We start from the raw sequence: 21,830 nt of genomic DNA, 5'->3' as shown, positions 1-21,830 counted from the left end.
GGGATGATTGACGTAAATTACAGTTTGTCTTCTGAGTGAGTGCTCAGTGTGCTTTGAATTTTCTTCAGCAATTCTGATGCACCGCCCTGTGAATTCAGCAAACCGGCCAGCGCAACGTTACTCAGGTCGCTGCTTTTCAGATCTGTGTTTTCCAGGATGTCTTTAATGTCCTGAGGCATGCTGCGCAGGCCTTCAACATATTCAGAAACCAGTGGATTCAGTACTTTAGATTCGGCAAATTTTGCATCCATTGAAGCGGCATCCATAATGGTACGACGGATTTGCTCCATGCCTTCACCACCAAACAGTTTGATATCCGCCTGAGCCAGGGCCTGAGCCAGCGCTTTCGCGTTCTCGCCCACCACAGATTTCTGCGCGTCGATACGGGCGATTTCCAACTCTTTATCCTGTTGTAGTTTCATCACCCACTTATCATGCTCACGTGTGTGCTCATCGTACTGCTGAGCCGCTTCGAAACGAGCAGTCTGCGCTTCGGCTTCCGCCAGACCTTTCGCACGCAGTGCCTGCGCTTCCGCTTCACCCGCACTTTGCAGTGCGTAAGCTTCTGCTTCACCCACTTCACGGATCGCCAATGCGCGTTCACGCTCCACTTCAACCTCAGCCAGGCCGGTTGAGCTGATCATTTCTTTCTCAGCTTTCGCCATCCGCTCTTTCGCTGCGGCTTCACGCTCTTTCGCCACAAACTCCGCTTCAGCGCGCTTGGTTGCAACAATGTGATCCGCTTCCGCTTCCCGGGTCTTCACAGCCAGTGCGTTTTCAGCATCACGGGTCTTTATCTTCAGTGCTGCATCGTTTTCAATCAGCAGACGCTCCGCTTTCTCACGGGCAGCGTCTTTCTCAGCACGCGCTGCCACCAGCAATTCCAGCTGTTTCGCTTCAGCCATCGCTTCTGCTTCTGTGAGCGTCACGCGTTTCTGACGGTTTACTTGTTCGTGAACACGCAGGTTCTCGGTTTCTTCCTCTTCGCGTGCAATCTTACGTTCGATTTCCACACGCTGAGAACGCGTTTCCGCCACCGCTTTCAGAGACTCTTCGACTGTGGTCTCTTTGAGCATTTCTTTCTCTGCCACTTCGGTTGCGGTACGGACTTTTTCCGTTTCAACGGCGCGGTTCAGCTCTTCTTGCTGGATGGCCACCTGACGCTGATTGGTGATGCGCGTCATTTCAACTTCCATCTGAACACTTTCGCGTTTCTTGGCTACTTCTTCTTCGGTTTCCAGCTTCGCCAGCTGCGTTACGCGTTCGTATTCTTCACGCTTCTCGGAAGACAGGGCTTCTTCCTGCGCTTTGATAATATCGATTTCCCGTTTCGCGCGCGCAATGCTCTCCTGCTCCTGCTTATCCAGTTGCAAACGGTTTGCTTCGGCTTCAACATTTTTCTTCTTGATGGTTGTGCGCTCATCCTGGCGAATCGCATTGGTTTCCGTATTCTTTTGCGCAGTGATCATGGAGATCTTACGGATACCTTCAACGTCCAGAATATTGTCCGGGCTGTGCGCGTCCAGTGACGTCTGGTCAATTTTATCAATGACAACGTCATAGATTTTGAAGCCATCCATTTCGCTGCCGATCACTTCAACCACAGCATCACGGAACGTACGGCGATTGGTCAGCAGTTCCTCAAATTCAAACTGCTTAACGGCTGTTTTCAGTGCTTCAGAAAACTTGGGCTGGAAATGTTCTTTCAGGCGTTCAATATTCGAGGCTTCATGGGCGGTAAACAGCTTGGCCACACGAATGATATCTTCTTCTTCGTGATTGACACCAATATAGAAATCCACTTTCAGGTCGGCACGAATATTATCGCGGCAGTGCAGACCTTCGTATTCTTCGCCTTCCTGATCTTTACGGCCGCTACGAATTACAGAAATCTTCTTACGTGTGATATCCATATATTCGTGCTGGTTAATGACCGGCCAGACGAAAGTACCGGTCAGAGAAGCACGGGTGGCATGCAGACCATTGACGATCAACGCATCACCTTCCCCTCGAACCTTTTTATATCTGGATGTGAGAAAAATTAAAATCAGTAAAAATATACCGACTCCAGCACTAATAAAGATAACGCTTGGAGAGATTTGCATAGCCAACTCCTTATACTTAGCTATTTTTCGCTACTATATAATGTTTTGTTGTTTTGTTTTGAGAAACGATGATCACTTCATCGCCATATTCCATTGACATCTCAGGCTCAATCACCCGGACATCAAGTAAGAATTCGCTGCCGTTATGCTGCACGACAACTTCACCCCGGTTCTGGTTCACCAAGCTGCTGTGAACCCGGCCTTTCAGGCCAATAAAATCAACCCTGGCAAAGCTTTTCTTTTTATCAAACAATGGTGCCAAAGGTTTGAGCATCCAGGCAGCAATGAACAGAGCCAGATAAGCCGTCAATGGCATCGACACCACTTCCACAACCATCATCCAACCAGCGTCAGAGACGGCACTCAGTGCTTGTGCCAGATAAAAAGAGACAATGGTCCCGACAAAGAAGCTGACACACAATGCCACCATTAATGGCACTTTCGACAGAATCGGCGGCAGAATCAAACCCGCCCCCGGAATGTTCTCCGCATCAAACAGATCAACATCCGGTGCGACACTTTCCACTATGTTGAATACCAGATCCACCAGCATCACGACCAAAAAGATGACAAAGGGAATGAAAAAAACATTCGTTGGAAAAGAGAGCAATATCGAGATCATTTCTTGAATGGTCATGCGCACCAACTAATTTATAGAATTATCAATTTCAGTTTATTTCAGGAAGCCAGTCACATCTTGCGACCGTATATAAGAAAACGTTAAACAAGGTTTTTGGAATTTATCACCCCCTTTCTTTGCCGACAATTCATTTTGCCCAAAAGGAGAAAGTGAGACATAGCGTCATGGCGATGAATAATTCACAACGCCATCAAATATTGTCGGAAAGCAGGCGTGCTTATCACTTTTATTGCTGTTGTTTTCACGATTTTTACTGTGATTCTGACAGGCTGATTATCTTCTCGGAGCCATATCAAACTTTGCCTGTTTGAAACCGAATCTGAAATTCACTCTTCCGTTTGAAAAAAATTGCCTGGAATTTAGTTGCTGCGAAATCGCGCTGAAGGTGAAAAATGGATTATGGGCGAAATGCACGATCCTTTTGAGTGCATTGTTAGTATTTTTTGGCAGCGATGCGTCAATTTCAGCAAAAAGTCGAAAGCTGAAGTCAGCAAACTACTCAATCGCCGGAAAGGTTCGATACTCATCGACTATGCCATCTTTGATGAAGAAAACGAGTAAGTATCCTTCACCGTACTGGCTTTGAACATTTCCGCCAATGAGGTAAGGCAGATCATGATCGTACTCATGATACCCGGTTGGCTCACCAAGCAAATCAATCAAGGTTTCGCTTTTCATTCCAGTAACGCTATATTCTTTGAGAAAAGAATAAACCATCGTCCCTCTGGTTGATTCATCTGCTTCGTTCCAGGCACTCTGGCTGAATGCTTGATCACCTAAGGCTAAAAATGCGTCATTACTTTGCTGCTCAGAGCATGCTGAAAGAACCAGTGCTGCCGTTAGAAGGTAAATTTTTTTCCACATATTACTACCTATTGAATAATCATAAGTTCGCCACCTTGAAGTGCAGCCATACATGCATTGGAAAGAGAGCTATCACTTCCACCTCTTGCTCCGATACGCAGCCCGACATCGTTGTTATGAAGATCCATTTTCTTCTCCATAAAGGGGTTATCCGGGCTGGATTCATGAGCATTAGCTCCATCAATTTGTGTGTCTATTTCTCTGTCAGCAGCACCAAAGCCACCGCCACCGCCACCGCCACCGCCACCGCCACCTGATTATAATAAGAATGGATGCCTTCACTCGCCATACCAATCGCAGCTGAGATGTCCCATTTTTCGATGTTTGTTGCAGGCCCATGATCATCTTCCGAGTGCTGTACCCTCAAATAATCACACCAATAACTGTATATAAAAAAGCGTGTATATGACCTTAATTTTGGAGTAAACATTATAAAATCAGCACTTTAGTAAAAGCGAATAGATAAAATTTCAGTATGATGATAACCATGCTTTTCGTTGCTGCGTAAACCTACCCTGGTTCAGAAATTGTTGTAGGAGGCTTCACAGTAAAGGCATATATGACTCAGTTGATAGCTGAAAAATTACAATATCTTTCTGGCATGAAAGTTAGACATCTTCTGTTCGAAATTCTGTAAACTCCCGCCATGAAGAAGTAATATTTAGCTCAGCCCTTTCATCTTGTGTCAAAGACTCCCAGTAGGGAACCCAGAGCCAAGTAAACCAATAATCTATATCTCCCTGTAAACTCCCATACTCATCCGGGTTTATGTCGGGGAATGAAATCATTGGTTCTGGTGGGGAGAAATTGGCGTCTAAAATTGCGTCAACAATTGAGTGATCGTTCGTGATCAGATGGACTACACATCCCCCGAAACCATCCAGTAAGTTTAATTTAAATATTGAAGAATCAGAGCATGCTATCTCTTTTACCTCTCTGTATACCTCAACACTAACCTCAGGATATTGGGCTTGTAAAATACTCTTCAATTGAGTCAAGCATTAAATTTCCATTAGGGCTAAATAGAACAGCGCTTAATAAGCATGTTGCTAGCCTCAGTTATGGATGAATGAAAATCATCCCAAAACTATAGTAGGACCCCAAACTGACACCAATATAAACCAAGGTTTAATAATGTAGCGTAATTAACTTTATCATCCTTAATAGTCTAGTGGAGAACACACTTAAATGTAGGATGAAAATGTATTAAACACTCTATTGTAGTTTCATCAATCGCCACAAATTCATGATGACAACAATTTATTATAAATTATTTTCTCATCTAATAAATGCTGAGTAAAAACTTTAGACAACGGCGTTTGAATTTTCATTGGTGATTTAACAATATGCCAGTAGGTTTCAATGGGAAATGTTTCCACCGGTAAGTAGGTGATATTATCATTTGGCTCATAATAAAGTGCATACTGAGAGAGAATAGCCAGTCCCATTTCTGCAAGAACACAGTGTTTAATTGCTTCATTACTCTCTATAACCAGCTTTGGTTTAAATGATAAGTTCAGTTTTCTCAGATGACTTTCAATAGCAAATCGAGTTCCAGATCCTGGTTCTCTTGCTAAGATCGGATAAGTTAAAAACTCATTGATTGAAATTTCTTTCTTTTGTGACAGAGGATGATCGATGTGAGCCACTGGATAAAGTAAATTTGGTAAAAACCTAATCGCTGACTCATTCATTTCACTTTCAAGATGACTAAACAAGTAAACATCATCTAAACCTTGTTCGTAACGACTCAGTATAGTATCTCTGTTTCCAACTTTTAGAACGATATCTATTAAAGGGTATTTTTGACAAAAATCGCCTAACAGGTGAGGGGTGAAATATTTTGCCGATGTTACAACAGCTACACGTAAAGTGCCGGCCTTTAAATCCACTAGATCAGCAAGTTCAGACTCTAGGTCATCTGTAGCAGAGGTTATTCTTTGGCAGTAACGAGCCACGGCATGCCCAGCTTCAGTGAATATGATGTGCTTTCCTCTCATTTGATACAGCGGAGAGCCAATGACTTCTGTGAGCTGTCTCAATTGGATTGATACTGTAGGTTGAGTAAGACTGAGCGCTTGGGCTGCAAGTGTTACAGAACCGAGTTCATAAACATGACTAAAAACGCGTAAAGGCCTAATGCTATTCAATCTGTTTCTCAGGTGCTGAGCCATAACTGCCACCCTCCAACATATCGACCCATAGATGAATGTCTATACAACGCATGTGTTTATTTAATTATAATTAATATTTGTTCTAGGTCATTATCCTCCTCAAGAAACACTAACCACCCTAGTATTGAGGAGAATCGCTATGAACTTTCGCCACCTCCTACTTCCAATCGCACCAGATCAGCAACTTGATGAATCCTTTAAGGAAGTTCTGTACTTTGCTAATGAAAACTCAGCCAATGTTACCTTGCTTACTGTGATTGAAGGTCTAGATGAGTACATTGAGATATCTCATTATACTGGCACCACATTAGGCTTACTGGACAATGCGACCAAGTTCTATCACCAGTCGCTTAAACACCATGTTCATGCCTTCCGGGCTCAATATCCAAGCATCAAGTTCGCAACACTTATCAAGATTGGTGTTCCCTTTATAGAGATCATAAAAGCAGCTCATGAAGTACAGGCAAGTTTGATTGTTATTGATACACATAGAAAGAAGAAATCAAAACCCTGCCAATATGGCAGTACTACACGGCATCTCATGCGCAAATCAGATATACCAATCTGGTCATGCAGCATGAAGCCAATGGCTATACGTCGAGTCGGAGTAGCCGTCGATGTATCCAATCAAGAACAGGTCCAGTTCAACGAAAAAATCTTGTCATTATCCATGGAGTTTTGCTCCCTGACCGATGCTGAGTTGATATTGATACATGCTTGGCGACTTGATACCGAAGGTTTCTTACGCAAGTGGAGTGGTTACAGTCAATTAGATGTTGCACTCTTGGCTAAAAAAATGAGAGAGGATCATGCTGGGCGCATGAAATCACTACTGAAGCCTTATGAAAACAACTTGGTGAAGCGGAAAATAAAGCTGTTAGAGGGCGATGCAAAACAAATAATTCCATCATTTATTGATAAAGAATCTATCGACATGGTGATAATGGGGTCGCTAGCTCGAGCTGGAATTGCCGGTTTTCTGATAGGCAATACAGCGGAGTCAATGCTGGATCAACTTAGTTGCTCAGTTTTAACTCTTAAACCAAATGAGTTTCACTCTCCCGTGCTTGGCTAGAAATCTGTGGGGGTTGAACGTCTAATGGAGGCGTTATGAAAATAGATAATGATGACAAACTATCCAAAAGATTGGAAAAAGTCATTCACTGGTCGGTAAGAACGTTGTCTATCCTCATGGTATTCGTGATTTTCATGGGGGTACTTGATGTAGCCTGGATACTTTATCAACGCATTATAACACCGCCAGTCTATATACTGACGATCTCCGATATGTTGGCAACTTTTGGTGCATTTATGGCAGTCCTAATTGCCATAGAAATATTTATTAACATTACAATTTATCTTAGGGAAAATGTCATCCATGTCAAAATTGTCATGGCAACGGCATTAATGGCAATTTCACGAAAAGTAATTATCATTGATGTGGAACAAATGGAAGCGATTTATCTATTCGCTATTTCAGCCGTAGCACTTAGCATGAGTATAGGATATTGGCTAATTCATCAACTTCCGAGACAAAGCCATATGGATGATTAATGTCCTGAATTATCCCATTCACCAGAGGCGAAATTATCGCCTCTAAACGTAGTATTGTTATCAAATTCAGTGACATTCAGATTAGTGTGATTTTAAACAAAAAAATAGTCCGACCCCAATATGTTGGAATATGCCATGATTGATATTTTTGCTACTTTTATCGCATTCTTTGCTGTTGTAGATCCAATAGGAACGATTCCAGTTTTTATCGCTGCGACACGTCAGATTGATGATAAATTAAAATTACGGATTGCTATCAATGCTACAATTGCAGCAGCAGGAATTCTCTTGTTTTTTATTCTGGCTGGAGAATTTATTTTAACAGTCATGTCGATACCGCTTTCAGCATTTCAAATCTCTGGAGGTATAGTTCTATTCATTTTTTCACTCACAATGATATTTGGTGAAAGTAAGCCTGATGAAGAAATACGGTTAGTTACTGATCATCACGAGAGAGCCATATTCCCTTTAGCCGTCCCATCAATTGCCAGTCCAGGTGCAATGCTTACCGCAGTACTGTTAACTGAAAATGCGCGCTTCAGCTTTATTGAACAAGCTCAAACATTTATTGTGCTACTTACAGTCCTTTTCATCACATTTATAATGATGATTTTAGCTGGAAAAATAAATAAAATCATCGGCCTAAGTGGTGCAACAGTTATCAGTAGAGTGATGGGATTAATCCTTGCATCTGTTGCGATGACGAATCTATTATCAGGAATAGAGACATATTTTGGAATTTAGTAAATAATGCGCTCTTTAAATTATTCAACCCAAAAAAACATAGCAACAGCCTAAAAACTCAGAAAGTATCAGCCCACTCAACCTAGTTGATTCATACAACGGCTCCAACCTGTAAAGCTTTTTTATTGTTTCTTTCACATACCCCAACTGCGGGCCATGCTGCTGTTCCCTGGCTTTGTGGTGGAACTTCTGATGTTCATTGACCAGCAGCATAGGCAGGTGAACATGTAACCCTCCCCGAAAAACATGTCGCTAGTAATTAGAGCTTTTCCGTTTACACTGAAATAAACGGAGAACGCATGATGAAAAAATCACGCTACACAGAAACACAGATCGTGAAGATCCTGAAGGAAGTGGAGGCTGGCCGTAAGGTCAACGAAGTCTGTCGTGAATACGGTATCTCTGACGCTACCTATTACAACTGGAAATCGAAATATGGTGGTATGGAAGCGTCCGATGTGAAGCGGCTGAAAGAGCTTGAAGATGAAAATCGCCGACTCAAGCAGATGTTCGCTGACCTCAGCCTTGAGCATCGTATTGTGAAAGATATTCTGGAAAAAAAGCTGTAAAGCCAGCGGTTAAACGCGAACTCGTGGAGTATGTTCGTCAGCAATTTCGGGTCAGTCTCAGAATGGCCTGCCGCGCAGTTGGCATCAGTGATTCTGTCTATCGATATCAACCAGACCCTCATCGAGATGATGAGGTCATCGCCAAGTTGCAAGAAGCCGTAGAGCGATATCCTGCTTATGGTTTTGGCAAGTTATTTAAAGTTCTCAGACGCTGGGGATATCCATGGAACCACAAGCGCGTTTACCGTGTTTACTGCTCACTCAAGCTCAATATGAGGCGCAAAGGAAAAAAGCGGTTACCGAAACGGGAGCCAGTCCCGCTGGCACGTCCTGACGGGGTGAACGGCTGTTGGTCGATTGATTTTATGAGTGACGCTCTGGCTTGCGGCAGACGTTTTCGTACGTTTAATGTTGTCGATGATTTTAACCGCGAAGTGTTAGCCATCGAAGTGGACTTAAATTTACCAGCCCCAAGAGTCATCCGGGTTTTGGAGCGTATCACAGCGTGGCGCGGGATGCCCGGCAAACTCAGGATGGATAATGGTCCAGAATTTATCTCCACAGCGTTAGCCGAATGGGCCGAAGAAAATCGAGTTGAACTTGAATTTATTCGACCAGGAAAACCCACTGAGAACTCATATATTGAGCGCTTTAATCGAACCTATCGCACAGAACTTCTCGATATGTACGTTTTTAAAACGCTGAGTGAAGTTCGAGAGTTAACCGAACAATGGATGAAGGAATATAACGATGAACGCCCTCATGATGCCCTGGATGATCTGACCCCGTGGGAATACTTAGCAAGGTACGAAAGCAGGAAAAACTCTAATTTAGGCTGCCATTAAAGTAGGGAGGGTTACAAACAGGTCGTGGAATTTTCCAATCTTTCAACAACATCAGCCGTCAGTTCGGTGTATCTGGCATTGGTTGAGCGTTTGGCCCCAAGTCCAACTCGCTTGTGTGCTTCCTCCCGCTTGAAAATGTCATCCATGAAGCTTCGGGCAAGTGTGGATACACTTCATGCGAACGGCCCACCAGCATAGCTCAGCGGACGTTAAAGCATGCATGCCCCCTAACCCAAGCTGCGAAGCAACAGCTTGTTGCTGTGACGTGTTGAATTTAACGAAAAGCGAACTGCGCGAAGAAGGCATTTTTTAGAACAAGGCAAAACGGGTGTAAAACAAATTAAGGTGTGGTCTGCAGAATGAACAAGGCGGTAAAGGAATATGAAGAGACATCAGTGATTATGAAGGCAGCTCAAAAGAGAAACAGGCATTCTCCGGCCATAAAACTGAACGTCAGGTTGCCACTTATGATCGCAGGATTCAGATCGTCAAAACCATGAGCAAAGCTAATGTGCCCGAGCAGACAGGCTGATTTATATTCGGAAAAGATATTCGGAAAACATTCGGAAAAGAAAAACGGCTTACAAGCGCTAGCCTGTAAGCCGTTGATTTTGATGGTGCCCCGGGCCGGACTTGAACCGGCACAACGCGAACGTCGAGGGATTTTAAATCCCTTGTGTCTACCAATTTCACCACCAGGGCACGCAATTCTGGATTGCGATGGGTCAGACACCATCTTTCACACCGAAAGTTATCGTTGTGATTTAAAATTTGGAGCGACACACGAGGTTCGAACTCGTGACCTCAACCTTGGCAAGGTTGCGCTCTACCAACTGAGCTAGTGTCGCAAATGGAGGCGCGTCCCGGAGTCGAACCGAGGTCCACGGATTTGCAATCCGCTGCATAGCCACTCTGCCAACGCGCCTTAAACTGATAAACCAATTTGGTTATTGTTTACTACCATGACCGCTTCGTCGTTAACCTCCGTTGCGGTACGGGATGCATTCTACGCAATGGAGAGATCGAGTCAACTGCAAAATTCATCATTTTGAACTGAGTGATTATTTTGCGTTCAAAACGGGTTTTTCTTCTCGTTTTTTGCCCGGTAGCCTATGAGCACAGGCTGAGTTTTCAGCGCTATAAGAGGGAGTTAGCCCCTTTTACAGGTAAAAACAGTCGCCTGGTTTTTTGCTCATTTACCGATTTTTCTGCCACCGGCTATTACACCCTGTCACCTGGCCCCTTGTCATTTCTTTGCAAAAAGCAGAAAATAGCGACCCAGATCACATTCCGATATTGTTATGCGCCGTTACATCTTTTGCCTATTCTCTCTGATGTATTCCTTACTGGCAGGCTGTACGCCCGACCTGCAGGATAGCGCTCATCTGCAGGTTCGCTTTCTGACCCAGTTGCCACCTTCGCCGAGCCAGGCTGATCTTGATCAGGTTACCCTGCCGAGCAGCGAAGGCATCACCTTTTATTCCGCGCAAAATCCGAATGTGGAGCGTCAGCCGTTTTCTTATATCACGGCTATTACCTCTGAGGCGCGAGAATACAAGGATTCGGTAAACCTGCTGCCACAGGCAAATTATCCGGTATTGGCAAGCAACATTGATTTTGGTCTGAAGCAGAGCGAGACAGGTGTCTATGCCTATAACCGTTATAAAGGCCGGGCAGATGCGCTTATTCGCTGGTATGGCAATACGCGGGTGGCTTATCTGGCGTTAATTAATCCGTATCATGATCAAACTGACAGCTTACAGGAACAGGATCTTGAGTTGCTGCGTAACAGTGTCGACCGTCTTCAGATAAAAGGCATCAAAAACATTATTTTATTAAGCCAGTATCCGGCCAGTGTTTCACCGGACTTGCTGCAAGCCATTCAGGGCATCGATGTGGTTATCAGTACCGGCGAGCACAGCCAGACACAACTGGCAAAAAACGCCTGCATGGCACAGTTCTCCCAGAACCGGACAGATAATTTAGCCCTGGTGTTTGATGCCAGAGGGCACCTGACACAGTGTCGTTTTCATCCATCTGGGTCGGCAACATAACAACAAAAAAGCCACCCGATTAGGGTGGCAAACAACTCAAACAAGATAGGAATGTTGTCTTAGTCGCGAACCAGCTCGACGGCTTCGCGCACCAGACGACCGATTTCATCCCAGTCGCCGTTGTCGATCAGCGCAGGAGAAACCATCCAGGTTCCGCCACAGCACAGTACACGGTCAACGGCCAGGTAATCGCGAACGTTCGCTTTGCTGATCCCGCCGGTAGGCATCAGGCTGACATCAACGTAAGGTGCCAGTAGAGATTTCACCATATTGATGCCACCTGACGCTTCTGCCGGGAAGAACTTCAGGAAATTCAGCCCCAGCTCCAGCGCCTGTTCAATCTGGCTTGGGTTATTCACGCCCGGCACCACAGCAATGCCTTTCTCCTGACAATAGCGAACCGTGTTTGGATTCAGTCCTGGTGCAACAATAAATTCTGCGCCGGCTTCCTGCGCGCGATCAACCTGCTCGGCATTCAACACAGTGCCGGCACCAATACACAGCGACGGATACGCTTCATGCATCAACCGGATCGCTTCTGCCGCAGCATCGGTCCGGAAAGTCACTTCAGCGACAGGCAGACCATTTTCAACCAGGGTTTTCGCCAGAGGGACGGCCTGCTCAACACGGTTGATTTGGATAACAGGAATGACTTTAAATTGTTTCAGTTTTTCAATCAGGGATTGAGACATTAACTTCTAGCTCCTTACATAATGTCTGTCATAGCGTCAGGCGGAATAATCGCGCCTGGGTGTTGAATAACGATTGCGGCCAGTTGATGGCCCAGTTCGGCAGCGGCGCTGGCGGTTTGACCGCTGAAGCGTCCCGCGAGGTATCCGGCCGCGAAGGAATCGCCGGCAGCACAGGTGTCGACCACATTGTCGACCGGATTAGCTGCCACTTCACAGATGTCGGGTTGACGATTTTGCAAACCGGTCACGACAACACAGGGTGCCGCGCCGCGTTTGATGACCACCTCGTGGCAGCCCAGATCGCGACACCGCTCGATCACGTCACTCTGGCCCCACACTTTGTGGTCGTCATCTTCCGTGATCAGAGCTATATCGACAAAAGGCAGCACTTGTTTGTACCAGTATTGTGCCTGTTTCGCCGTCCACAGCTGCGGACGGAAGTTATTATCGAAGACAACTTTACCGCCGTTGGCTTTGTGCTTTTCCAGTAAGGTGATCAGAATGGCTTTGGCTTCTTCCGCCAGAATCGCCAGACTGATACCACTGATATAGAGAACATCAAACTCTTTGTTTACAATCGACTTTTCCAGTGGCGTGACGTCTGAAGCAAAATAGAACTTCGCCGCACTGTCGTTGCGCCAGTAATGAAAATGACGCTCACCACTCGGTTCGGTTTCAACCAGATACAATCCGGGCAATTTGTCATCCAGGCGCCGCACCAACCGCGTATCAATGTATTCTTCCTGCCAGGCAGACAGCATATCCTGGCTGATATTGTCTTTTCCGAGCGCTGTCGCATAGCTGACATCCAGTCGGCGGGAACGCCCCAGGCGCGACAGGTACAGCGCCGTATTTAAGGTGTCTCCCCCAAACGTACGACGCAGTGGCTGGCCGCTGAGTTCGACCATACATTCACCAAAAAATGCGATTTTCACACGGGTACCCTTCAATGAGATTGAACATTAGATCCGGCCAACATCTTCCGCTGAGTCCTTTCACAAACACCAGTCGCAGAGGTTAACCGCTTCTAATAAAAGCCTAATTCATGATGCAGGCCTTGGTTCATCACAAAGACCTGCATTTTTACAAGTTTCAGCGAATTATTTCGCACAAGCCGCTTGCGTACCGATGTCCTTCTGAACAGTGTTTTCCATCGCTTCACGTTCGGCATCCAGAATGGCTTTCGCCTGAGCTGGCGTCACCTTGTTGGCAGGCGTGACCAAGCTGACGACAACACCGGCGGCCAGCGCTGTGATCACAGAAGGGATACACGGATTGCCCCAGTAAGCACCCCACTCGGCATTCAGGATGATGGCAAAGGAGGCTGCCGATGCACCGGCCAGTGTCGCCAGCGCGCCCTGCCAGGTGTAACGTTGCCAGAAGCGTCCCAGCATGCCGCAGACAAACATGCCTGACATCACGGTGGAAATCATTTTGGTGATATAGCTGATAATGTCATTGGATGTCAGGGCAAACAGCAGCGCCATGCCAATCACGATCACCAGCGACAGACGGGAGTACAACACCATTTTGTCTTTGGATGGCACTTTGCCGGTAAACAGGATGAAGACATCGCGCAGCAAGATAGACACCCCGGCGATGGCATCTGAGCTGGCACTGGACATCGTGGCTGACAAACCGGCAATCAGCACGACCATACCGATACCGACAGGCAACACTGTGGCTGCGATATACGGGAAGGCATAATTTGCGTTATTCAGATCAGGATTGATCGCATGCGCTGACATACCAATGATGGCCGGAATGATAGAGAAAAACAGATACAGCACGCCAGACATCACGAAGGAACGTCGGATGGTAGACACATTTTTACCGGAATAAATCCGCTGACGGAAAGATGGGGTCGCCAGAATCCCAACACCAACAACCATAGCCAGAGACAGTGCTGGCAGACCACCGAGTTTCTCGATACCGAACAGACTCACAGCGGCAGGATCCATGGCAGCGTACAGGTTTTCCAGCCCGCCAATCTGATTGACCGACAGCACCGCCATCAGGATAAAACCGGCAAACAAAATGACGGCCTGAATGGTATCTGTCCACACCACAGCGGTATAGCCACCTATTACCACATAAATCGTAAAGGCGGCTGCGATGATGATTTTGGCGGTGTTCAGGTCGATATCGGCAATCCAGGCCAGATACAGGCCACCACCCAGAATATGGGCGCCAAGCCAGCCGATACAAGCGATGAAGATCAGCAAGCCGACCACGTTTTTCACCGCTTTATTCGCGCCCACATAGTAAGCCAATTCTTCGCTCATGGTCATGAAGTTCAGCTTACGCACAGGCGCAAACCACCAGGCGAGCAGCAGGATACCCAACGCCCCGCCAATCCCGTAAAGCGCACCGGCCCAGCCATTGTTATAGCCGAATCCCACTGCCCCCATACTGGAGCCGGTACCAACCATAGTTGCCACTGTTGTCCCTAACATCAGGAATAATGGGAGACCGCGACCGCCCAGCAGAAAATCTTCACCCGATTTCTGCGAGCGGGACACAAACCATCCCAACCAGATCATAAACACCACATATGCACCGAATCCGGTGAGAAAGAGTGTACTGTTCATTCCATACCTCTTATAATCCGTCATTGCTTTTATTTGCTTGGGGATAGACCTGCTTGGTTATCCCATGTATTACTGCTATTTATTTTTAATATCAGTAATTTGCTTTTTACGGGCTGGTACTTTGCCAGCCCTTTTTCTATGTCTCCGTCTGATAGATTCCAGATCAGAGTGATTGTCTTACTGATTTTCAGGCTTCAGATCTTTCAATGAAGTTCGGCGAATTAACGGCGATCTTCACGGTAACAGGTCACATCTACTTCAACTTTTACATCCACCACCAGGTCGCACACCATGCAGATACGCGCTGGCGGATGCTCGCCGAAGAACTCTTTAAAGACTTTATTAAAAGACTGGAAATAACGTGAATCGGTCAGTACCACTTTTACATGCACCACATCTTCCAGGCCGTAACCTGCTTCTGTCATGATGTCGACACAGTTCTGAATCGCCAGGCGTGATTGATCAACAATGCCGCCTTCAACCACTTCACCATCTGTCATCGGGGTTTGCCCGGACACATACAGGAAGCCACCAGCCTGGGTCGCACGTGCAAATGGCAGATGCTGACCGCCGGTGCCTGTGCCACCTTCAACGCCGTAACGAATAATTGTCATACTTTGTTCTCCAATAGGGTTTACTGCTAAAAATTCGGTCCATCCATCAAGATTGATGTCTGCTCAAAAAACGGCCATGACGCTGCGGGCTGACCCGGCCCTGCCGGTAACTGATCTGTCCGTTCACCATCACCAGCTCAATGCCTTCTGCGGCGGTAATCGGGTTTTCGAAACTGGCCGCATCCTTAATTGTGTCCGGGTTAAACAGCACGAGATCCGCATGCGCGCCCTGCGCAATTACGCCGCGGTCTTGCAGGCCAAAACGCTTCGCCGACATGCCTGTCATTTTGTGTACCGCCTGCTCTAAAGAGAACAGCTTGCGCTCTCTGCTGTAATAGCCCAGCACGCGGGGGAATGCGCCCCACAAGCGTGGGTGCGGGTGCGGATCATTGGGCAGACCGTCTGAACCCACCATGGTCAGGCGATATTTCAGGACACGCTCAACATCAGCTTCATCCATACAGTGATAGACAGCTCCGGCTGGCTGCAGGGCTTTGGCAGTCTCCATCAGCGACATCCCCAGGGTTGCCGCAATCTCTTTCAGCATTTTGCCCGCATGCTCAGGATGAGATTCTGACCAGGTGATAAAGATGTCGAACTCATCTGTGACCTGATTCAGATCCAGGGTTGAGGAACTGGCGGAATACGGATAGCAATCGCAGGCAACGTCCTGACGCTGAGCGGCAGACTCCATTCGTTCCAGCACTTCGACTGTCCGCCCCCAATTGCCGGCACCGGCACATTTCAGATGCGAAATCACCACAGGTACTTTGGCGTGCATACCGGTACGGAACGCTTCATCCATGGCATCCAGGATCTGCTCAAATTCAGTGCGCATATGGGTGGTATAGATGCCCCCGTATGCCGCCAGTTCTTCTGCCAGCGCCATCACTTCTTCGGTCGGTGCCTGTTTTGCGGAGGCGTAAGCCAGACCGGAGCTTAATCCTAACGCACCGTCTGCCATCGCCTGCTTTAACTGCGCTTTCATTGCCGAGATTTCCTGCGCGCTGGCAGCTCGGTACAAATCATCCATCACGTTATTTCGCAAAGTGGTATGGCCAACCAGCGCCGCCACATTGACCGCAGGCTGCGCCTGACGAACAGCGTCTGCGTAAGCGGCAAATGTCGGGTATTGAAAGTCCTGTTGTTTACCCAGCAGGTTCATGGGATCTGGCGGATCCCCGGCCAGAATCGCAGGCGAAGCACTGATACCACAGTTACCGACAATCACAGTGGTGACCCCCTGGCTGATCTTCGGCTGGCAGTCGGGATAACGAATGACATTGGTGTCGTCATGGGTATGGACATCAATGAACCCCGGAGACAGTGCCAGATGCTGACCATCAATGATCTGAGTTGCCTCACACCCGGCCAGATCACCAATGGCGGCAATGCGGCCATCTTTGACGGCAAGATCGGCCTGATAAGCATCAGTGCCTGTGCCGTCAACAATGGTGACATGGCGGAACACGGTCTCAAACTGCATACGTTTTCCTCTCTTTCAATGCTTGATTCCCACCATGCCATGATCACTCAGGCTGGCAGGTTAATCTCCTAATGGCTGGCGATCATCGCCGCCCCTGTGGCTGTCTAACGCCAGTTTCAACCGACGCAGCCTGTCGCGGGAGCGTCGTTTCTGACTCAAGGCCAGTTCTGTCGACAACACATCAATCATTGCCATCATGGCGTAGCGCGACGCTGAAGGCTTATAAATAAAGTCGGTCTCATCTGTGACCAGCGGCAGCACCACATCACTGACTTTTGCCAGCGGTGAATCCGGCGCGGTAATTGCGATCACCTTCAGCCCGTACTGCTTGGCAATCGACGCCGGCTCCACCACTTCCGCCGTGTAGCCTGTAACTGACAGGGCAACCATCACATCCTTGCTGTCGGCCGTTGAAGCCACCATCCGGGCTAACAGCCCATCGTTGTAGGCACTGACAGCAAAGCCAATCCGAAACAGCCTGAATTGCAGCTCCTGCGACAGGATGGTCGAGCCGCCCCCCATGCCGACGGACAGCACCTGACGCGCTCCCAGCAAGATCTCAACTGCTTTGGCAACATCGGCCTCGTTCACGATTTTGCGATTGATATTAATCACGTTCTTAATCGACTCGTACACCCCCTGAATCCCCGACTCATCCGGGCTTTCATGGATGAATCGCTGTCCTACCGCCAGTGACTGGGCCAGCTTCATTTTCAGGTCGCGTACGTTTTTACAGCCCACCGCTTTGGCAAAACGGGTAATCGTGGCTTCACTGACACCCGCTTCTTCAGCCAGTTCTGTGATGCTGGCTGAAGCTGCGCCACTTAAATCGTCTACCACCAAGCGGGCAACTTTTTTTTCTGCTTCTCTTAATTGAGGGAAGCACTCTGTAATTCTGGACACAATGTCCACTTCAATGGTCACGGCTGCCTTTCCTCTATGGGGTGAATACTAGTAAGACGGGCGGTCATAAACAGTGAGAAACCGCACAATTCATCTTGTATTGTTTGATAGTTTCTAACATCAGGAATACTATCAACACGCCACAAACCATATGTGGCAAGGCCTAAGGGCTATGTTAGGAGAATAACCAATGCCTCAAGCAAACAAAAAGCATGTTAGTAAATACCAAGAATTCGATCACAAAATCTTTCCTGCCGGCACCAAAGGTGTGTGGGTCAATGAGAAAAGTGACGGTCGATACAGCCTGATCAACGAGGAGATCTGCCTGCCTGCCGCCGTAATCCGGGAATCGGCGATCAAAAACAACCTGAACTGGATGCAGCAGTTCGCTAATCATCATCAGGTCAGGCTGTCACCGCACGGTAAAACCACAATGACACCGGCGCTGTTTTCAGAGCAGCTCGAAGCCGGCGCCTGGGGTATTACGGTGGCGACTCCGGCACAAGCTGAGACTGCTGCTATCGCAGGAGCCAAACACATTCTGATGGCCAATCAATTGGTCGGCAAAGCCAATATGGCGCTGATTGCTCGGTTGATGCGCCAGCACGACGTGCAATTCTATGCCTGTGTGGATTCCTGTGAAAACGCAGCTCAGCTGAGCCGCTTTTTTTCAGAAGCGTCCCTCACGCTCAATGTGCTGATTGAATACGGCGTACCAGGCGGCCGATGTGGCTGTCGTAATCACGAAGAAGTCGAGACGCTGGCCGGTTTCATTCAAGCGGCCAAAGGCCTGAGGTTATACGGCCTGGAGGTCTATGAAGGGGTGATTCACGGGGCGGATGCAGAAGATAAGATCCGGCTGTTTCTGCGCGATGCCGTGATGCTGGTTGAACAGCTGACCGAGAAAAAGCTGATCACAGTCGACAGCCCGATTATCACAGGGGCCGGCTCAGCCTGGTACGATATCGTGGCCGATGAGTTTTCGGCACATCCGCACTTAACGGCTATCATCCGTCCGGGATGTTATCTGATCCACGACACAGGGATTTATCAGGATGCCCAGCAGCAGGTCATGTCCCGGGCAAGACGCAATCAGGGCTATGCCTGCGAGCTGGGCGGCGATCTGGAATCGGCCCTTGAACTGTGGGCCTATGTATTGTCTGTACCTGAAGCCTGTAAAGCCGTGATCGGGATGGGTAAACGGGATGTGGCCTTTGATGCCGGGCTGCCTCTTGTCGAGCGCGGATTCCGCGACGGTCAGCCGCTGAATGTGCAGGGGCTGGAAGCGACTGCAATTATGGATCAACATACCTTTGTCAATGTGCCGGCCGGTTGCGATCTCAAAGTCGGGGATATTCTGGTGTTCTCGACCTCACACCCCTGCCTGACCTTCGACAAATGGCGCTACATCAGTGTCGCTGATAATACAGATACAGTGACCCATTTCGTGGATACCCGCTTCTGATCACAGGCTGATGCCATCACACTGCAGCCGCCCCCGGGTGGCTGTTTTTCCCTTGTACCTGTGCTGCGAATGTCACAGCACCTCAGCACTCGCTCAGCGGCCTAACTTACCCATAATGTAATCTGCAAACAGGGTCACCTTCGCCGGGATATGGCGCGTTGCCGGATACAGCATCCACAAATCACCTGTGTAGGCGGTTTCAAATTCCCAATCTGGCAACACCTGTGTGATGCTGCCATTGGCGATGCCCGCTTCTGCCACAAACACCGGCAGGCTGGCGATGCCGATGCCCTGCTCCGCCGCTTCCAGCCGCACACGGGAATGATTGGCCCGGTAGCGGCCGGTCACAGGCACGGTCAGCCGGCTTTCGCCCTGTCTGAAGCGCCATTTGGAATCCGCATCGTTTTCACCCAGTGAAATACAGCTGTGCTGCGTCAGCGTTTTGGGGTGGGTCGGCGTTCCTCTGCGGCTCAGATAATCCGGTGATGCGCACAGCACATGATCGATCGGCATCAGGCTGCGCCCTATCAGTCCCTGCGGCGGCTGACGGGTAATTCTGAACAGGATATCAATCTCCTGCTCAATCAGATCCAGCGCCTGATCATCGAGCACCAGATGCACATCAATGTCCGGATACAGACTGAGAAACTCCGCCACATAAGGATGAATCAGCGAATGCGCAACGGCTTTAGGCGCGGCCACTTTCACCACACCGCGGGCTGAGCTGTCCTGGCTTTCACACAGTGCCAGTACTTCTCGTGCGGTGTCATCCAGCTGCAGACAGCGCTCGTACACTGTCCGGCCGGTTTCACTCAACCGCAGTTTGCGTGTGGTGCGTTGCAACAAACACACCCCCAGTTGCTGCTCCAGTTGTTTGATCGCGCGGCTGACCGCAGAAGGCGACACACCCAATAATCTGGCGGACTCGGAAAAGCTGCCGGTTTTCACCACAGATACAAAAATCGCCATATCCTGCATCAGGCCAATGTGTTTATTGCTGCTCATGCCGCCTCTGATTGATGCGCTCTGCGCAAAAGTTATTTGAATTGATGATGGATTATCATGTAGTGCCGCCACGATTACAATGAATGACAGACAAGCGGACAGGGAAGCACAAGATGACAACACAAGCCTTATACCTGGATTCACATGCCCTTCACTGTGAAGCCGAGTTACTCGCCTGCTTTCAGGAAGGCGAACACTGGATTGCCGTGCTGGACAAAACTGTCTTTCATCCCCAAGGTGGTGGCCAGCCCGGCGACACAGGCCGCATCACCACCCATTGTGGTGAGCGGGCACAAGTCCTGCACACCCAAAAAGCAGGGGACATTATCCAGCATGTGATCAGCCAGCCGCTGCCGACAGGTCCAGTCACGATTGCCATGGATAAAGAGCCCAGAAACACCCACAGCATCCTGCACAGTCTGGGTCACCTGATCGGCAATATTGGTCAGCAAAATGGCTGGCAGCCTGAGAAAGCCCATCACTGGCCGAACGAATGCCGGGTCGAATTCTCCCCCCGCGAGCATGTTATCGAGCTGGACGAACACACTTTATTGCAGCACCTGACCCGACTGATCGCGGCCAATCTGCCCATGCGTTCACACACGAAATCAGACGGCACACGCTGGGTTGCCTTTGGTGATTTGATGGCCTGGCCCTGCGGCGGTACGCATGTTGCGGCAACCGGTGAGATCCCGGCAAATATCCGGGTTTCAACCAAGCTGAAAAAAGGTAAGCTTCAGGTTCGTTATCAAATCATGGATGTGGGCTAAGCTCAGCAAGAATAAGGATGTAACCAATGTTCAGTGAATACTGGCCCGAATTTATTTCCCTGGCGCTGATCCATTTTATGGCCGTTGTCGCCCCCGGCCCCGACTTTGTCATGACAGTACGCCAGAGCCTCAGGTTTGGCCGCCGACACGGTATCGTGACTGCCTTCGGTATCGGCGCTGGCCTTTCCGTTCACGTGCTCTATACCCTGCTTGGCGTCAGCGCCATTATGCATACCTCAGAGTGGCTGTTGATCGCGGCCAAACTGCTGGGGGCTGCTTATCTTGTTTATCTCGGCGTGCAATTATGTCGCAGTAAACCAGCCCCCAGCGACGCCCCGACGGTCGATACGACACCTGAGTCAGGCCATCAGACGCTACGTCGTGCGTTCGGCATCGGTTTTCTGACCAATGCCACCAACCCGAAAGCCACGCTGTTCTTTCTGGCCATTATCACCAATGTTGTCAGCCTGGATACGCCACTGACGATTCAGATTTTCTACGGCGTCTGGATGTGTGCAGTCACCGCCTTATGGTTTGTCCTGGTCAGCCTGTTGTTTTCCGCCGAGAAAGCCCGTCTGTGGTTTCACCGCCAGATGCACGTGATTGAACGCTCTTTAGGTGTGGTCCTGATTGCCTTTGCAGCAAGACTGGCCTTCGTATAAAAAGCAACAGACAAACATCCGCGCGTCTTTACAGCTTTGTCACCCTTGATTACAACCGCCGGGATTACACGGGCGGCCAGAAAGTGTATGATT

The 21,830-nt window shown here is 48.5% G+C and carries 22 protein-coding genes and 3 tRNA genes; 8 read left to right on the top strand and 17 right to left on the bottom strand.

The genetic code is table 11. The features are described 5' to 3' along the window. Positions 1 to 17 precede the first annotated feature (17 nt). The 7 genes from LN341_RS05860 to LN341_RS05835 all read right to left on the bottom strand — a co-directional run bounded on the left by LN341_RS05860 (position 18) and on the right by LN341_RS05835 (position 5,783). Positions 18 to 2,105 carry a peptidase gene (locus tag LN341_RS05860; RefSeq protein WP_234204350.1) on the bottom strand — a complete coding sequence of 696 codons (2,088 nt, stop codon included), beginning with the start codon at positions 2,103 to 2,105 and terminating at the stop codon, positions 18 to 20. A 16-nt stretch (positions 2,106 to 2,121) separates the two neighbouring features. Next, a complete protein-coding gene (locus LN341_RS05855; RefSeq protein ID WP_234204348.1) occupies positions 2,122 to 2,742 on the bottom strand; it encodes a DUF1449 domain-containing protein in 621 nt (206 codons plus the stop codon). A gap of 498 nt (positions 2,743 to 3,240) precedes the next feature. Then, positions 3,241 to 3,609, bottom strand: coding sequence for a hypothetical protein (locus LN341_RS05850; protein ID WP_234204347.1), 369 nt, complete (start codon positions 3,607 to 3,609; stop codon positions 3,241 to 3,243). An 8-nt stretch (positions 3,610 to 3,617) separates the two neighbouring features. Beyond that, positions 3,618 to 3,749: a hypothetical protein gene (locus tag LN341_RS21765; RefSeq protein ID WP_255783069.1), complete on the bottom strand. Its 132-nt coding sequence runs from the start codon at positions 3,747 to 3,749 to the stop codon at positions 3,618 to 3,620. Between the two features lie 53 nt (positions 3,750 to 3,802). Next, positions 3,803 to 4,039: a hypothetical protein gene (locus LN341_RS05845; RefSeq protein ID WP_234204345.1), complete on the bottom strand. Its 237-nt coding sequence runs from the start codon at positions 4,037 to 4,039 to the stop codon at positions 3,803 to 3,805. 178 nt (positions 4,040 to 4,217) lie between these two features. Then, complete coding sequence (locus LN341_RS05840) at positions 4,218 to 4,607, bottom strand: hypothetical protein (RefSeq protein WP_234204344.1); 390 nt, start codon at positions 4,605 to 4,607, stop codon at positions 4,218 to 4,220. A gap of 246 nt (positions 4,608 to 4,853) precedes the next feature. Beyond that, positions 4,854 to 5,783 carry a LysR family transcriptional regulator gene (locus LN341_RS05835; protein ID WP_234204343.1) on the bottom strand — a complete coding sequence of 310 codons (930 nt, stop codon included), beginning with the start codon at positions 5,781 to 5,783 and terminating at the stop codon, positions 4,854 to 4,856. Positions 5,784 to 5,922: 139 nt separating this feature from the next. Between LN341_RS05835 and LN341_RS05830 the strand changes: the two genes are divergently transcribed. The 4 genes from LN341_RS05830 (at position 5,923) to LN341_RS05815 (ending at position 9,495) form a co-directional block, all read left to right on the top strand. Next, positions 5,923 to 6,858, top strand: a complete 936-nt coding sequence (locus tag LN341_RS05830; RefSeq protein ID WP_120510479.1) for a universal stress protein — start codon at positions 5,923 to 5,925, stop codon at positions 6,856 to 6,858. Between the two features lie 35 nt (positions 6,859 to 6,893). Then, a complete protein-coding gene (locus LN341_RS05825; protein ID WP_120510478.1) occupies positions 6,894 to 7,337 on the top strand; it encodes a phosphate-starvation-inducible PsiE family protein in 444 nt (147 codons plus the stop codon). Between the two features lie 135 nt (positions 7,338 to 7,472). Continuing rightward, entirely contained in the window at positions 7,473 to 8,081 is a 609-nt protein-coding gene (locus LN341_RS05820; protein WP_234204342.1) for a MarC family protein, read from the top strand. Between the two features lie 302 nt (positions 8,082 to 8,383). Further along, a protein-coding gene (locus LN341_RS05815) for an IS3 family transposase (RefSeq protein ID WP_234204911.1) occupies positions 8,384 to 9,495 on the top strand; the annotation gives its coding sequence in 2 pieces (ribosomal slippage) (positions 8,384 to 8,636 and positions 8,636 to 9,495; 1,113 coding nt in all). 615 nt (positions 9,496 to 10,110) lie between these two features. Here the strand turns inward: LN341_RS05815 and LN341_RS05810 are convergent. The 3 genes from LN341_RS05810 to LN341_RS05800 all read right to left on the bottom strand — a co-directional run bounded on the left by LN341_RS05810 (position 10,111) and on the right by LN341_RS05800 (position 10,420). Further along, positions 10,111 to 10,197, bottom strand: a tRNA-Leu gene (locus LN341_RS05810). A 70-nt stretch (positions 10,198 to 10,267) separates the two neighbouring features. After that, a tRNA-Gly gene (locus LN341_RS05805) sits at positions 10,268 to 10,343 on the bottom strand. Between the two features lie 3 nt (positions 10,344 to 10,346). Further along, a tRNA-Cys gene (locus LN341_RS05800) sits at positions 10,347 to 10,420 on the bottom strand. A 376-nt stretch (positions 10,421 to 10,796) separates the two neighbouring features. Here LN341_RS05800 and LN341_RS05795 point away from each other — a divergent pair. Further along, on the top strand, positions 10,797 to 11,549 hold the full coding sequence (locus tag LN341_RS05795; protein WP_234204341.1) for a hypothetical protein: 753 nt from the start codon (positions 10,797 to 10,799) through the stop codon (positions 11,547 to 11,549). 59 nt (positions 11,550 to 11,608) lie between these two features. Here LN341_RS05795 and LN341_RS05790 read toward each other — a convergent pair whose 3' ends face one another. The 6 genes from LN341_RS05790 to LN341_RS05765 all read right to left on the bottom strand — a co-directional run bounded on the left by LN341_RS05790 (position 11,609) and on the right by LN341_RS05765 (position 17,856). Then, complete coding sequence (locus LN341_RS05790) at positions 11,609 to 12,241, bottom strand: bifunctional 4-hydroxy-2-oxoglutarate aldolase/2-dehydro-3-deoxy-phosphogluconate aldolase (RefSeq protein ID WP_234204340.1); 633 nt, start codon at positions 12,239 to 12,241, stop codon at positions 11,609 to 11,611. A 14-nt stretch (positions 12,242 to 12,255) separates the two neighbouring features. Continuing rightward, positions 12,256 to 13,149: a sugar kinase gene (locus LN341_RS05785; protein ID WP_234204931.1), complete on the bottom strand. Its 894-nt coding sequence runs from the start codon at positions 13,147 to 13,149 to the stop codon at positions 12,256 to 12,258. Between the two features lie 192 nt (positions 13,150 to 13,341). Continuing rightward, positions 13,342 to 14,832 carry a sodium:solute symporter family protein gene (locus LN341_RS05780; RefSeq protein ID WP_234204339.1) on the bottom strand — a complete coding sequence of 497 codons (1,491 nt, stop codon included), beginning with the start codon at positions 14,830 to 14,832 and terminating at the stop codon, positions 13,342 to 13,344. A gap of 221 nt (positions 14,833 to 15,053) precedes the next feature. Continuing rightward, positions 15,054 to 15,446 carry a RidA family protein gene (locus LN341_RS05775; protein WP_027252576.1) on the bottom strand — a complete coding sequence of 131 codons (393 nt, stop codon included), beginning with the start codon at positions 15,444 to 15,446 and terminating at the stop codon, positions 15,054 to 15,056. A gap of 46 nt (positions 15,447 to 15,492) precedes the next feature. Then, the gene (locus LN341_RS05770; RefSeq protein WP_234204338.1) at positions 15,493 to 16,932 is read right to left on the bottom strand and encodes an amidohydrolase family protein; all 1,440 of its coding nucleotides are present in this window, start codon (positions 16,930 to 16,932) and stop codon (positions 15,493 to 15,495) included. 60 nt (positions 16,933 to 16,992) lie between these two features. Continuing rightward, the gene (locus LN341_RS05765; protein ID WP_046219348.1) at positions 16,993 to 17,856 is read right to left on the bottom strand and encodes a MurR/RpiR family transcriptional regulator; all 864 of its coding nucleotides are present in this window, start codon (positions 17,854 to 17,856) and stop codon (positions 16,993 to 16,995) included. Between the two features lie 169 nt (positions 17,857 to 18,025). On the opposite strand from LN341_RS05765, the gene LN341_RS05760 reads away from it, so the two are divergent. Next, positions 18,026 to 19,300: an amino acid deaminase gene (locus tag LN341_RS05760; RefSeq protein WP_234204337.1), complete on the top strand. Its 1,275-nt coding sequence runs from the start codon at positions 18,026 to 18,028 to the stop codon at positions 19,298 to 19,300. A 93-nt stretch (positions 19,301 to 19,393) separates the two neighbouring features. Here LN341_RS05760 and LN341_RS05755 read toward each other — a convergent pair whose 3' ends face one another. Beyond that, positions 19,394 to 20,305, bottom strand: a complete 912-nt coding sequence (locus LN341_RS05755) for a LysR family transcriptional regulator (RefSeq protein ID WP_234204336.1) — start codon at positions 20,303 to 20,305, stop codon at positions 19,394 to 19,396. Between the two features lie 113 nt (positions 20,306 to 20,418). Between LN341_RS05755 and LN341_RS05750 the strand changes: the two genes are divergently transcribed. Both LN341_RS05750 and LN341_RS05745 read left to right on the top strand, forming a co-directional pair. Then, positions 20,419 to 21,075: an alanine--tRNA ligase-related protein gene (locus tag LN341_RS05750; RefSeq protein ID WP_234204335.1), complete on the top strand. Its 657-nt coding sequence runs from the start codon at positions 20,419 to 20,421 to the stop codon at positions 21,073 to 21,075. A 26-nt stretch (positions 21,076 to 21,101) separates the two neighbouring features. Next, positions 21,102 to 21,737: a LysE family translocator gene (locus tag LN341_RS05745; protein ID WP_234204333.1), complete on the top strand. Its 636-nt coding sequence runs from the start codon at positions 21,102 to 21,104 to the stop codon at positions 21,735 to 21,737. Positions 21,738 to 21,830 lie beyond the last annotated feature (93 nt).

Origin of the sequence: Photobacterium sp. TLY01, from assembly GCF_021432065.1 — a bacterium.
Classification (GTDB): Bacteria; Pseudomonadota; Gammaproteobacteria; order Enterobacterales; family Vibrionaceae; genus Photobacterium; species Photobacterium halotolerans_A.
This window is presented reverse-complemented; position numbering and strand designations above follow the sequence as displayed.